Source organism: Rhodoferax sp. (assembly GCF_028714215.1).
Taxonomy (GTDB): Bacteria; Pseudomonadota; Gammaproteobacteria; order Burkholderiales; family Burkholderiaceae_C; genus Rhodoferax.
In genome coordinates this window covers 1-13839 of record NZ_JAQTMS010000028.1, presented here as the reverse complement: position 1 = coordinate 13839, position 13839 = coordinate 1, and the positions used below count along the sequence as shown (strand labels likewise).

The 13839-nt window shown below is 63.0% G+C and carries 8 protein-coding genes; 5 read left to right on the top strand and 3 right to left on the bottom strand.

The window, feature by feature from the left end; genetic code table 11:
• Positions 1-16: 16 nt before the first annotated feature.
• From PHS32_RS13770 to PHS32_RS13760, 3 genes are read left to right on the top strand one after another with little or no spacing between them, the layout of a single operon-like run.
• Positions 17-1594 (top strand): FAD-binding oxidoreductase, encoded by a 1578-nt coding sequence (locus PHS32_RS13770; RefSeq protein ID WP_366143482.1) that lies wholly within the window; start codon positions 17-19, stop codon positions 1592-1594.
• Positions 1582-3153 (top strand): glycerol-3-phosphate dehydrogenase/oxidase, encoded by a 1572-nt coding sequence (locus tag PHS32_RS13765; protein WP_301079582.1) that lies wholly within the window; start codon positions 1582-1584, stop codon positions 3151-3153. The genes PHS32_RS13770 and PHS32_RS13765 overlap by 13 nt, the downstream gene beginning before the upstream one ends.
• Positions 3150-4712, top strand: a complete 1563-nt coding sequence (locus PHS32_RS13760; RefSeq protein WP_301079581.1) for an FGGY-family carbohydrate kinase — start codon at positions 3150-3152, stop codon at positions 4710-4712. The genes PHS32_RS13765 and PHS32_RS13760 overlap by 4 nt, the downstream gene beginning before the upstream one ends.
• On the opposite strand, the gene PHS32_RS13755 is transcribed toward PHS32_RS13760, so the two are convergent.
• Both PHS32_RS13755 and PHS32_RS13750 read right to left on the bottom strand, forming a co-directional pair.
• The gene (locus tag PHS32_RS13755; protein ID WP_301079580.1) at positions 4687-6984 is read right to left on the bottom strand and encodes an EAL domain-containing protein; all 2298 of its coding nucleotides are present in this window, start codon (positions 6982-6984) and stop codon (positions 4687-4689) included. The two genes, PHS32_RS13760 and PHS32_RS13755, sit on opposite strands and share 26 nt — an antisense overlap.
• The gene (locus tag PHS32_RS13750; protein WP_301079579.1) at positions 6981-10250 is read right to left on the bottom strand and encodes a response regulator; all 3270 of its coding nucleotides are present in this window, start codon (positions 10248-10250) and stop codon (positions 6981-6983) included. The genes PHS32_RS13755 and PHS32_RS13750 overlap by 4 nt, the downstream gene beginning before the upstream one ends.
• A gap of 302 nt (positions 10251-10552) precedes the next feature.
• On the opposite strand from PHS32_RS13750, the gene PHS32_RS13745 reads away from it, so the two are divergent.
• Positions 10553-11905 (top strand): hypothetical protein, encoded by a 1353-nt coding sequence (locus PHS32_RS13745; RefSeq protein ID WP_301079578.1) that lies wholly within the window; start codon positions 10553-10555, stop codon positions 11903-11905.
• Here the strand turns inward: PHS32_RS13745 and ygiD are convergent, their stop codons facing one another.
• Positions 11906-12763 carry a 4,5-DOPA dioxygenase extradiol gene (ygiD, locus tag PHS32_RS13740; protein ID WP_301079577.1) on the bottom strand — a complete coding sequence of 286 codons (858 nt, stop codon included), beginning with the start codon at positions 12761-12763 and terminating at the stop codon, positions 11906-11908.
• Between the two features lie 234 nt (positions 12764-12997).
• On the opposite strand from ygiD, the gene PHS32_RS13735 reads away from it, so the two are divergent.
• The coding region (locus PHS32_RS13735; protein ID WP_301079576.1) for a sulfide/dihydroorotate dehydrogenase-like FAD/NAD-binding protein at positions 12998-13839 on the top strand (842 nt) is incomplete at its 3' end.

Sequence of the window (13839 nt, the reverse complement as noted above, 5' to 3'; positions counted from 1 at the left end):
CGATGATGCCACCGCTATGACGCTCACCGAGGGTGCGCTGGCCATGCTGGCAGCGCGTCTCGGGCCTGGACGGCCGGGGCTTGACGCCACGCGCGATGCGATCGTGGCACGCATTGCGGCGTCACGCCTGCCGCCCCACCCACTGATCCAGACCGACCCCTCGACGCGCTTTGCCATGGCCCTGGGCGAGAGTTTTGGCGACTGGATTCGCAAGCGCTTTGGCGCCCTGCCCCCGGTCCCCGATGGCGTCGCCTTTGTCGAATCCACCGAGCAGGTACGCGAATTGTTGGACCTGGCGCAGACGCACAACTGGATCGTGATTCCCTTTGCCGGCGGCACCAGCGTGGCCGGGCATCTGGACTGCCCGATCAGCCAGCGCCCGATCCTGTCCATCAACCTGAGCCGCATGAACCGCTTGCTGCACCTGGACACGACCAGCCAGTTGGCGACCTTTGGCGCCGGCACGGCGGGGCCGCTGGTCGAGGCGCAGTTGCGCGCACAAGGTTACACCTTGGGGCATTTTCCGCAATCGTTTGAATACTCGACGGTCGGCGGCTGGGTGGTGACACGCTCCAGCGGCCAGCAGTCATTGCGCTATGGCCGCATTGAGCAGTTGTTTGCCGGCGGCCGGCTGGAGACGCCGGTCGGAACCCTCACCATTCCAACGCTTCCCGCGGCCAGTGCCGGACCCGATTTGCGCGAGCTGGTATTGGGTTCGGAAGGCCGCTTTGGCATTCTGACCGAGGCCACGCTGCGGGTCTCGCCGCTGCCCGAACACGAGAGTTTTCACGCCCTCTTCTTCCCGCACTGGGACGCCGCCGAAGCGGCCGTGCGCGAACTGGTGCAGCGCAAACTGCCCTTGAGCATGCTGCGCCTGTCCAATGGCATCGAGACCGAAACCAACCTGACGCTGGCTGGCCACGCGCGCTTGATCGGCTGGTTGCAGCGCTACTTGAGCTGGCGCGGCTGCGGCGATGGCCAGTGCATGCTGATGCTGGGCGTCACGGCCGACCAGCGCACAGCTCGCCAAACCTTGCGCGAGGCGCGGCGCCTGCTGGCGCGCCACGGCGGCGTCTATATCGGGCCCGCCATGGGCAGCAAATGGGCCGCCAACCGCTTCAAAGGCCCTTACCTGCGCAATACGCTGTGGGACCAAGGCTACTGCGCCGACACCATCGAGACGGCCGTCGACTGGCCGCAGGTGAAGCCGTTGATGCTGGCGATGGAGCAGACCGCGCGCGATGTGTTTGCGTGCTACGACGAGCCGGTTCACGCCTTCACGCACCTGTCGCACGTCTACCCGCAGGGCAGCAGCATTTATTCGCAGTTTGTCTGGGCCACCGCGGCCGGCGGTTTTGCGCCCAACCTGGAGCGCTGGCAGTGCCTCAAGGCGGCGGTGGCAGCCACTATCGCCGCGCATGGCGGCACAGTGAGCCACCAGCATGGCGTCGGGCGTGACCACGCGACCCATCTGAAAGACGAAAAAGGGCCGCTGGGCATGGCCACGCTGGCCGGCTTGTGCCGCCACTTCGACCCACAGAAAATCATGAATCCCGGCAAGCTGCTGCAAGACGGTGGACCGTGGGCCAGCTAGACCCCGCCACCAATCGCGCCGGGGCGCTGGCGCAGCTTGAGGCCCGAAGCTGGGACCTGGTGGTGATTGGGGGTGGCATCAGCGGCGCCGGGGTAGCACAGCAAGCGGCGCGCCAGGGTTGGACCGTGCTGTTGATCGAGCAGCGTGACTTTGCCTGGGGCACCTCCAGCCGCTCTTCCAAGCTGGTGCACGGTGGCCTGCGCTACCTGAAGGAAGGCGATGTCAAGACCACCTGGCACTCGGTACGCGAACGGGAACGTTTGCTGCGCGAGGCGCCGGAGTTGATAGCACCGCAAAGCTTCCTGTTTGCCAATTGCGCGGGCCGCAAGCCGGGCCGCTGGCTGTTTCAACTCGGATTGGTGATTTACGACCTGATGGCCCGGCAGCGCAGCCAGCGCTGGGCCGACCTCGCCACCACCCGGACGCTGGTGCCGGGCCTGGCACCGCCCGGCCTGCGCGGCGCCCTGCTGTTCCAGGACGCCAAGACCGACGACGCGCGGCTGGTCTGGCGCGTGTTGTCGGAAGCGCGGCGCGACGGCGCCACGGTTTTGAATTACCTGACCGCACTTGAGCTGCAGCTGGACGCCGGCCGTGTCTCAGGCCTTAGCGTGCAGGATGTGACAAACGGTCGACAGTACCGCTTGCGCGCCAAGGCCGTGGTCAACGCCAGTGGCGCCTGGGCCGACCGGCTGCGTGGCGCTGTAGGCGGCAAACCGATGCTGCGCCCGCTGCGTGGCAGCCACCTGGTGGTGCCGTTCTGGCGCTTGCCGGTGGCACAGGCGGTCAGCCTGATGCACCCGCGCGACGGCCGACCGGTGTTCCTCTACCCTTGGGAAGGCGCCACGCTGATAGGCACCACCGATCTGGATCACCAGCAGGAGCTGGACCTGGAAGCCAGCATCACCCCGGCGGAAGTGGCTTACCTGCTGGAAGCGGTGAACGACCAGTTCCCCGCAATCTTGCTCAAGGTATTAGACATCAGCGCCTGCTACGCCGGTGTGCGGCCGGTGGTCGACGACGGCACCGGCTCCGCCTCCAAGGCTGCGCGCGATCATGTGGTGCTGGACGAATCGGGTCTGGTCACCTTGGCCGGTGGCAAACTCACCACCTTTCGGTTGATGGCGCAAGACGCGCTGGCGCTGGCAGCAAAGCATGTCGGCAAGCCTTTTGTGCGCGACAACGGCGCCCTCTTCAGCCCGGTCGGTGAACTCAACCCACGCTGGAGCCCGGCACAACGGCATCGACTGGCAGCACGCTATGGTTATCGGGCTGGCGAGCTTTGTGCCGGCGCGACGGACGCTCAACTGCAAACCATCCCTGGCACCGACACCTTGTGGCTGGAACTGGTGCTGGCGGTGCGTTACGAGGCGGTGCTGCATCTGGATGATTTATTGCTGCGCCGCACCCGGCTGGGCATTTTGCTGCCGCGTGGCGGACTCGACCACCTGGCGCGCATCCGCACCGATTGCGAGCCGTACCTGGACTGGGACGCCGCCCAGTGGGAAGCAGAAGTTCGGCGCTACCGCGCGCTGATTGCGGCACACTATCAAACACCATGAGCAAAACCTACCTGCTGGCCATCGACAACGGGACCCAGAGCGTGCGCGCCCTGCTCTTCGACTTGAACGGCAATCTGGTCGACAAGGCGCAGGTAGCGATTGACAGCTACCAGTCACCCGAGCCGGGTTGGATGGAGAACGACCCCCAGCTGTTCTGGCAATACCTGTGTCAGGCCTGTCAACGCTTGTGGGCCACAACGGCGGTACCCAAGAGTGCCATTGCCGGGATGGTCATTACCACGCAACGCGGTACCACCATCGCGCTGGACCGGCAAGGCGGGCCCCTGCGACCCGCCATGATCTGGCTGGACCAGCGTCGCGCCGACAAAATTCCGCCGCTGGCGTGGTGGTGGGATGCCGCCTTTCGCGCCATCGGCATGCGCCAGACCGTGCGCTTCTTTCAGCACGAAGCCGAGGCCAACTGGATTGCCCAGCACCAACCGGAGCTATGGGCCAGAACCGACAAATTCCTGCTGCTCTCGGGCTACCTGAACTACCGCTTTACCGGCCGTTTTGTCGATTCGGTGGCAGCCCAGGTGGGCTATCTCCCGTTCGATTACAAAAAGGGTTGCTGGGCCGCCAGGCACGACTGGAAATGGCAAGCCTTGCCCATCACCGCCGCCATGCTGCCCGAGCTGGTGCCGGCCGGCACCTTGATCGGCCAGGTCAGCGCCCAGGCCGCCGCGGACAGCGGTATTCCGCAAGGGCTGCCAGTGATTGCAGGGGCCGCCGACAAGGCCTGCGAAGTGATTGGCGCCGGGTGCCTGACGCCCGACATCGCCTGCCTGTCCTATGGCACGGCCGCCACCATCAACACCACCACGCCACGCTACCTGGAAGCGACACCTTTCATTCCGCCTTATCAGGCCGCCCTGCCGGGCCACTACAACACCGAGATCCAGATCACACGGGGTTTCTGGATGGTGAGCTGGTTCAAGGAACAGTTTGGCTTGCACGAGCAGCAGACCGCCTGGCAACGCGGCGTCACACCGGAGAGCCTGTTTGATGCCCTGGTCAACACCGTGCCACCAGGCGCGCAAGGCTTGCTGCTGCAACCGTTCTGGAACCCCGGCATCAAGGTGCCGGGCCCCGAGGCCAAAGGCGCCGTGATCGGTTTTGGCGACGTGCACACCCGTGCCCATCTGTACCGCGCCATTCTGGAAGGCCTGGCCTACGCTTTGCGCGAGGGCAAGGAACGGATCGAAAAACGGGGCGGTCAACGCATCACGCGGGTGCGTGTGTCGGGTGGTGGTTCGCAAAGCGATGCCGCCCTGCAGATCACCGCCAACGTTTTCAACCTGCCCAGCGAGCGACCCCATTTGTACGAGACCAGCGGCCTGGGCGCCGCCATTCTGGCTGCCGTGGCACTGAAGTTGCAACCCGACTTCGCCACCGCTGTGGCGCAGATGACGCGCATCGGCCAGGTCTTTGTGCCCGAGCCGGAACACGCCCATACCTACGAGCAACTCTACCGCCGCGTTTACTGCCGCATGTACCAGCGGCTGCAACCCTTGTACCGGGATATTCAGGAGATCACGGGGTATCCGACAAAAGGTTGATCTGCATCGCCATCGACGAATCACTGGGCGCCAGCTCCAGCGTCCATCGGCCCGGCCTGGCTTTGTCTTCGACGGCCATCTGCTGCGGCCGAAACGCCAACAGGAAGCGGGTCATTTCCTCGGCCGGCAGGGGCCGGCTGACGAGGTAGCCCTGCATCACGTCACATTGCAGCGAACGCAGGTAGTCGGCCTGACCAGGATCTTCCACGCCTTCGGCTATGACTTCGAGTCCCAGACTGTGCCCCAGCGCGATGATGGCCTTGACGATGGAGGCGTTGCCGGCATTGCGGGTGATGTCATGCACAAAGGAGATGTCGACCTTCAGCTTGTGCACCTCGAGTTGCTGCAAATAGGCCAGCGAGGAATAGCCGGTGCCGAAGTCATCGATCGACAGGCGGACCCCCAGGCCTCTGAGTTCCGCCAGCGACTGGATCGCCTGATCGCGGTTCAACATCAAAAAACTCTCGGTGATTTCAAGTTCCAGACTTTCGGGCGGGATGCCGCTGGCGCGCAAGGCCTCCTTGACCGATTCGACCAGATGCCCCCGGCTCAACTGAACCGCCGAGACATTGACCGCGGTCTGGCGCGGAGCCCGCCCGAGGTCAATCCACAGTTTGATCTGGCGACAGCCTTCGCGCAGCACCCAGTCGCCCAGCTTGACCACCAAACCGCTCTCCTCGGCCAGCGGTATGAACTCGCAGGGCGCAATCAGGCCACGCTCCGGATGCTGCCAGCGCACCAGCGCTTCCAGACCGACGATTTCACCGCTGACCAGGTCTACCTGGGGCTGGTAAAAAAGCCGCAACTCCTGCTGCTCCAGGGCGCGGCGCAGCTCGGCATCGAGCGCCAGCCTGGCTCTGGCCCGGCTCGTCATCTCGGGCGAAAAGAAACGCAGCATGCCCCGCCCCTCGGCCTTGGCCTGATGCAAGGCAGCATCGGTGCTGCTTTGCAGCACTTCGGCCGTATTGCCGTCCGCGGGAAAGAGCGCAATGCCGATGCTGGCGCCGACGTAGATGCTTTTGCCGGCCAGAACGAAGGGCTCGGCCAAAGCATCCATCATGCGTTGCACCGTCAGGTCGACCCAGGGCATGCCTTCGCTGTGGTCAAGGATGATGTTGAACTCGTCGCCGGCGATGCGGGCGATGGCATCGCTTTCCGGCAACAGGCTTTGCAGCCGCCGGCCGACCTCGATCAGCAACTGGTCGCCTATGCCGTGGCCGAGGCTTTCGTTGATGGTGGCGAAATTGTCGATGTCCAGATCCAGCAGGGCGAACTGGGTATTGCTGCGTTCGGCGTGCAGGATGGTGTGGGCCAGCAATTCGGCAAAAAACACGCGGTTAGGCAGGCCGGTAAGCGGGTCTCTATGGGCCAGGATACGGAATTTCTCCTCGCTGATCTGCAGCATGGCGGTACGCTGCGCCACCAGGTCTTCAAGAAAGCGATGCAGTCGCGAAAGCTCCAGGTGGGTGCGGATGCGCGCATGCACTTCGTTGATATCAAAAGGTTTGGTGATGTAGTCGGCCGCACCGAGGTCAAAGCCCCTGACTTTTTCCTGCGCCCCATCCACCACACTGACAAAGATGATGGGGATGCGATTGCCCGCTGGCAGCGCCTTGATGCGACGGCAAACCTCGTAGCCGTCCATCTCGGGCATCACGATATCAAGCAGAATCAGATCGGGCGGCGTGGCGCCCCGCACGATCTCAAGCGCCTTGGCGCCACTGTTGGCGACCATGATGCGGTACCGGTCTTTCAGCGCGTCCAGCAGTTCATGGATATTTTCCGGAACGTCGTCAACCACCAGCAGCGACGGTGGATGCGTCGGATCGGCATGCCCGGCGATATCGAACATCACAGGATGCTGGCGGTAGCGCTTCAACTCGAGCTGGCTGCGCACGCGCGCCTTGATCAGATCGGGATTCACCGGCTTGGTGACGTAGTCGGCGACGCCCAGCGCGAAGCCGCGCGCCTCGTCGGCGGCCTCGGCCAGCGCGGTAACGAAAATCACCGGAATTTCAGCGGTGACCGGATCGATCTTCAAAGCCGAGAGAACCGAGTAGCCATCCATGCCGGGCATTTTGATGTCAAGCAAAATCAAGTCGGGCTGAGGCGGGCGACGCGCCAGTTCCAGCGCTTTTTCGCCGCTGGTGGCGGCGGAGATCGCATACTGATCGCGCAGGATGTTCATCAGCGCGTGCAGGTTTTCGTGCACATCGTCGACGATCAGAATGCGTGGACGGACATCCGTCTTCTCACTGGCGTGCTGGTTCATGGCCTGGCTCCCGGTTCCGGACTTTGCAGTCTCTTCAATTGCGCCTGCGCCGCATCGATGTCGAACACGTCAACCAGTTCGGCCAGGGCATTGATGTCTTTTTCAAGCGGGCTGCCGGCCACCCCGGCACGCAGTTGCCCCAGCAGCGACTCGGCCGCCCCCAGATCGTTCTCCAGCGCCTGTCCCAGCCGCGTCAGCAGTTCACCCCTGGCTTGCGCGCTGAGCAGACCGGCCGCAGGCACCGGAGCTGGCACCGCGCCGCTGGCCAGCGTATCGATTTCCTGCATCACCTGCTGCAACAGCGCCCGTGCCTGGTCCAGCTCGGCGGCGTCGGGCAGCCGGCCCTGCTTGAGCTGGTCGTCGATGGCAGCGACTTTTTCATAGAGAGCGTGCGCGCCGATGTTGCCGGTCACGCCTTTCAATGCATGGCAGTATTCTTCGGCCCGCGCCACTCCCTGCTGCGCCGTCAGCCGCCGCAATTGGCCAATGGCATCCGGGTAGTGCTCGCGAAAACGCCGCAGTTGCTTGCGATAGGCTTCGGCCTTGCCACCGATGCGGCGCACGCCCTCCAGCGCGTCCAGGCTGGTCAGCGCCAGCAGGTCGGGTGGAAGATCGCCGGTCTGCGGCGTACCCGACGCGGCCGCGCCGGCAAGCCGCTTGAGACGTCCGGCAGGCAGTTGCAGCCACTTGGTCAGCGTGCTCATGAGCCGGTCCGGCGCGATCGGCTTGGTCACATGATCGCTCATGCCGGCGGCGCGGCTTTTCTCGGCATCTTGCGCCATCGCCAGCGCGGTCATGGCAATGATGGGCAAAGCGGCAAAACGCTCGCCGCCAGGGGTTTGTGCCAGTGCCCGAATCCGCCGCGCCGCCTCCAGACCATCCATCACCGGCATCTGGATGTCCATCAGCACGCCGTCGTAGTCCTGTTGCTGCACCATCTCAACCGCCTCCTGGCCATTCTTCGCCTCGTCGATCTCAATCCCTTCGCTGCGCAGCAATTCGGTGGCAAATTCACGATTGATGTCGTTGTCCTCGACCAGCAGCAGACGCGCGCCGGCCAGTTGGCCGCTGGTGGCCAGCTGGGGCTTGCCGGCGCTGTGTGGATCTTTCGTGCCAAAAATACGCCCGCGCCCCAGCACCGAGAGAATGCTGTCAAGCAGGGCCGAGGGCGACACCGGCTTGATGAGAAACCCATCCACCCCCGCCTGCTGGGCCAGCCGCATCACGTCTTCCCGACCGTAGGCGGTGATCATGATCACCTTGGGCTGGCGCGGGATGGCGGCATCGCCGTGGATGCGCTGGGTGACCTCGTCGCCGTTCATGCCGGGCATGCGCCAGTCCATCAGCACCAGGTCATACGGGTGGACAACTGCAGATTGCAGCGCCGCCAGCGCAGCCGGTCCGTTCGCTGCGGTGCCGACGTCGAGCTGGAAGAAACGCAGCATCTCAGCCAGAATTTCCAGCGACACCTGGTTGTCGTCCACCACCAGCACACGGATACCCTTGAGCAGTGGGCCGGCCTGTTCGACCAACTCGCGCTGGCGAGCCCTTGCCTTGCCGGCAATCTGCAGGCGCAGCGTGAAGCACATGGTGGTGCCTTGGCCGGGCTGCGAGTCCTCGACCCAGATGCGCCCGCCCATCATTTGGGCCAGATTCTTGCTGATCGCCAGTCCCAGCCCGGTACCGCCAAAACGCCGGGTGGTGGTCTGGTCGGCTTGGGTGAATTTCTGAAACAGCTTTTGTTGCACCTCCGGCGTCATGCCGATGCCGGAATCGCGCACGCTGACCTGAAGGGTGACCTCCGTTTCGCTGGCGTGGAGAGATCGAAGCGCCAGTTCGATCTGACCATGCTCGGTGAACTTCACCGCGTTGCCGCACAAGTTGAGCAGGATTTGCCCCAGGCGCAAGGGGTCACCGATCAACTGCGGCGGGATCGCCGGGTCGTAGCGAATAAGGAATTCGATGCCTTTGTGCTCCGATTGGAAACCCACTGCGTCAGCCAGTTGCTCCAGCACTGCATCGAGGCCAAATTCGACCTGCTCCAGAGCCAGCTTGCCAGCCTCTATCTTTGAAAAATCAAGAATGTCGTTGATGATGCCCAGCAGCGAATGCGCCGCTGCCTGGGCCTTGCCGAGCCGGTTGCGCAAGGCCGCCGGCATGTCGTCCTTCAAGGCCAGGTAGAGCATGCCCAGCACGGCATTCATCGGTGTACGGATCTCGTGGCTCATGTTGGCCAGAAATTCGCTTTTGACCTGCGTCAGGCGTTCCGCTTCATCCTTGGCCAAGCGCAGCTCCGCCGTGCGCGCCGCGACCTGTTGTTCCAGGTTGGCGCGCTCCGCCTCCAGTTCGCGCGTGGTTGCCGACAAGGCTCGGGTGCGCAGCTCAACCTGTCGGCGCAGCAACAGGCTGGCCGCTATCAGCAGCAGCAGGCCGGCAGCCAAAACCACCAGTGACCACTGCACCCAGCGCGGCACCAGCAGTTCCGGGGGCGCCGCCATGGCGCGATGCAAGGCGTCAAAATAAACGGAATTTGCATCGCGTCGCCAGGCTGTCAGGTGCGCGTCGATCCGCTCCAACAGGTCGGCGTTGCGGCCTTTGGCTGTGGCGAAATACAGATTGCTGGGCTGAAAAACAATGGGCGTCTCGTGCAACTTGTATTTGCCACCGTTGCGTGCGGCGAAGAAACTGTTGGTCACCACCGCATCGGCCTCGCCGGCCACCACGGCGGCGTAGCCCTGCTCCAGCGACGGCACCGGCACGGGCTGATAACGGTAGAAGCTGCCGGCCATCAAGTCGGCGAAGAACGCTTGCTGGATGCCTCCTTGCAGGACCGCAACCCGCTTCTCGCCCAGATCGGACAGGGACATCACCTTGACTCGCGGGTTGCTGTAGACCTGCGACCAACTGCTGGCGACCGAGACCGTGTGGAAGTCGTAGCGCTGGGCTCGCTCGGTGGAGAAGGCCACATCGGGCATCAGGTCGAGTTGCCCCTGCGCCAACTGCTCAAGGCAACTCGACCAGGCACAGCGCACATAGCGCAACTGCCAGCCTTCGACGTGCGCCATCTCATTCAGCAATTCGACAAACAGGCCGGCCGGCCTACCATTTTCGGCGCTATAGACCTTGGGAGCGTTCTCGTAAAGTCCCACCGTGACCACGCGCCGATCCGTCGACCAGCCAGGATTCACGTTCCATCGCGGCGCGAGAACAAGCAGCGCGGTTACGGTCGCCAATACCACAGCCGCCGGCAGGAGAAAGCGTTTCATCACTGATTGCCATTGTGTCATCGATAGGCCCGCTGGCACGGCGCACCGGTGAGCTTGGGTTCACACTTGGGGGATTTCCTCGCCAGTATCGAATCGTTACCCGGAGCTTGCCCGACGCAGCGGGATCGTCATCTGGTTCTTGTCGGCGCGACTCTACTCTGGTTGAGCCGCAGCAGCAAGCAGCGGTTGCGGCGACTGCCTGCCTGCCTGGCGTCATTGGACGACCCGGAGGGCATTGTGTTGCGGTCCAGGCGAAGTGGGCATTTCGCTATGATGAGTACACGTTTTCAGGAAACCATCAGATGTTGAAACGATTCGCTTGGGTCTTGGTCGGCGCCCTCGGGCTGACAGCGGGCCATGCTCTGGCATGGAGCAACCACACCTATGCCGCCTACCGCGCGTTCGAGAAGATGCCCGCGGTAGCCAATGCGGCACCGGTGCCGGTGGAGCCCCTGGAAGCCTTTCTGAAGGCGCAGGAGAATTCAATCGAGGCCTTGCTGGCGATTCAGGAAACCTGGGCCAAGAGCAATCTGGAGGTTTACCCGCCGCGTCCCGCCAAGCTGGCCTTCAAGGCCGATCCGGGGCAGACCGACGAGGCTAGGCGGCTGGCATTTTTGATGGCGCTGCGGGTCGCGCCCAATAGCAAGTTCGCCCTCTACTTTCAGCCCGATCCGTGGAGCGCCGCGCCCGACCCGGCCAAACTGCTGGCGCACACAGCCGTCGACACACTGCCCGAGCAAGCCAATTCAAACTACCGCTTTGTCGCCCTGAAGGCTGGCGACAGCGCGGCGCCGCTGGCGGTGCTGGCTTCGGCGACGGACGAACCGGACTACGGTCTGGACATCAACCTGTGGTCGGACAGCCCCTCGGAGTGGGGCAAGATCTACGGCTTCGAGACGCTGCCGTTTGGCAACCCGGCGCTCTACTTCTCGACCCAGGCGCCTTTTCACATGGGCTTCTACCACGAGGACCGCATCATTTACCTGGCGGCGCCCTTCGTCAAAAAGACTTTTCCGCTGCTGCGCATACACCAGTACAGCAGCCTGGCGGCGCTGGCCTTCCGCACCGGCCATGCCTATTGGGGCTGGCGCTTTACCGGCCTGGCACTGCACTACGTTGAGGACTTGACGCAGCCTTACCATGCCAGCCTGTCGCCGGGCAACGCATCGCTCAAGCTGATTGGCATCAACCTGCTGGCAATGGCCGGCTTCCCCAAAATGAAAGACCAGATGATTGTGCTGCTGTCGAACCGCCACCTGGCACTTGAAAGGTACGAGAACCAAATGCTCTACAACGCGTCGCAGGCCAAAGCCGAGACCGGCATCGAGAAGACGCTGCGCAACAGCGACAAGGACAGCAGCTACCCGGCCTGGTCGGACTTGTATGCCCGCGACGTGGTGAGCCGCCAGTCGCATGACCTTGGCACCCGGCTCACCGAGATCCTGGTGGACACCTTGCCGCCAGGCTATGTGTCAGACCCGGCCTTCGATTTTGGCGTGAAGGAATCAAGCATCAATCTGGTGGCCGAACTCGGCAAGCAGGACGGCGCCAAGCGGGCCAAACTGGACAGCATCACGGCCGAATTGATGGGCAATTTTGGCGCCCACAGCCGCAACCTGGTGCGGGGCGTTCTGAAGGCCGGCAGCGCAAAGTAATCAGGGCCACAGCACTGAGCGCATGGAGATCGATGCGGCCTGAAAACTGGCGTTGAAAAACTGCGGCACTTCATCGGCAGCCACGGCACCGGCACAGTACAGCAGGGGCAAAAGATGCTCATGGCTGGGATGCGCCTGTTGTGCCACAGCCCCAAGCTTTTGAAAATCTTGTAACGCAGCAAAGTCACCCTGCTGCAAATAGCGGGCAATGCTCTGGTCGAATTCAAGCGCCCAGTCATAGGCCTGATGCGACGGTGTGCCCATCTGCAGGGTGCGCAGGTTGTGCACCACGTTGCCACTGCCCACGATCAACACGCCACGCTCGCGCAAGACCTTGAGTTGCTGGCCCAAGGCATAGTGCTCGCTGGGCGGACGGCTGTAATCCATGCTGAGTTGCAGCACCGGAATCGTCGCTTGCGGGAACATCGGCTTCAAGACCGCCCAGGCACCATGGTCAAGGCCCCAGTCCTGCAAGTCCAGTGACAAGGGCCGGGCGCTGCCGGGTTGCCGCACCAGCTCACTTATCTCCCGTGCCGCCGCGGGAAATCCCGGCGCCGGATATTGCTGCTCGAACAGCGCTTTCGGGAAGCCGCCAAAATCATGAATCGTTTTCGGCTGGGCCATGCCGGTCAGCCACCAGCCCTGGGTAAGCCAGTGGGCGGAAACACACAGGATGAGTTGCGGCGTCGGCCACTTGCCACCAAATTCTCCGCCCAGCGCCTGCCAGCTACGGCGGTAGGCGTTGTCTTCTATCGCGTTCATGGGGCTGCCGTGCCCCAGAAATAGCACCGGCATGCGCGGGCTCCTGCGCAAGGCGCCAGCTTCTTGCGCAGCAGCAACAGTAAGTTCGTCGGTCATGATCATCCTTGGTTTTGCGGCCATGCTCACACCAGCCAGCGGGCATCGGGTTAACGCTATTCCTTCACTGTACCCCGTTTGATGTGGATCAAAACATATCTTGTCCATAGCGAAGATACTGGCGCCGTCCTGTCGGTGGCAACAAAGTCGGTGGGTCGTGGCGAGTGCAGATAGATACCAGAATATCCCAATGGCTTAGTCGGCGCATGCTGGCTCGATATGAAGGCGAATGCAATGTCCAATTTTGAGATCGTGACACGCGAAGATTTCTCTGACGTCACCTACTTGCTCGAAGTACGCCACCCGATGATGGCGAAAGCCGCCAAACCGGGGCAATTCGTAATCGTCATGCTCAATGAAACAGGCGAGCGCATCCCCCTCACCATTGCCGACTTCGACGCCAAGAAAGGCACCATCACGCTGGTGATCCAGGCGGTCGGCAAAACAACCAGACAAATGCAGCAGGAGTGCAAGGTTGGCACTTCGCTCTACGGCATGGTCGGCCCGATGGGCATACCCAGTCCGATCAGCCACGCCAAGAAGGTGGTGTGCGTGGGCGGCGGTCTGGGCGTGGCACCGATCTTTCCGCAGGCCCGCGGCCTCAAGGAGGGTGGTGCCTACGTGATTGGCGTGCTCGGCTTTCGAAACAAGGATCTGGTGTTCTGGGAAGACAAGTTCCGAGCCTGTTGCGACGAACTCATCTTGTGCACCAACGATGGCTCGGCCGGCATGAAAGGCATGATCACCGACGGCATCAAGGTCGCCATGGACAAACACGCCGACATCGATGAGGTCGTTGCCATCGGTCCGCCGGTGATGATGAAAGCCTGTGCCGATGCCACCCGTGCGGCCAAGATCAAGACCATGGTCAGCGTCAACCCGATCATGGTCGACGGCACCGGGATGTGCGGGGGTTGCCGCGTCAAGGTCGGTGATCAGGTCAAGTTCGCCTGCGTCGACGGACCCGACTTCGATGGCCATCTGGTTGATTTTGACGACCTGATGCTGCGCCTGCAGCGTTACACCAAGGTCGAAAAAGAGGCCCACCAGCGCTGGTCAGAAAGCTGTCGCATGAC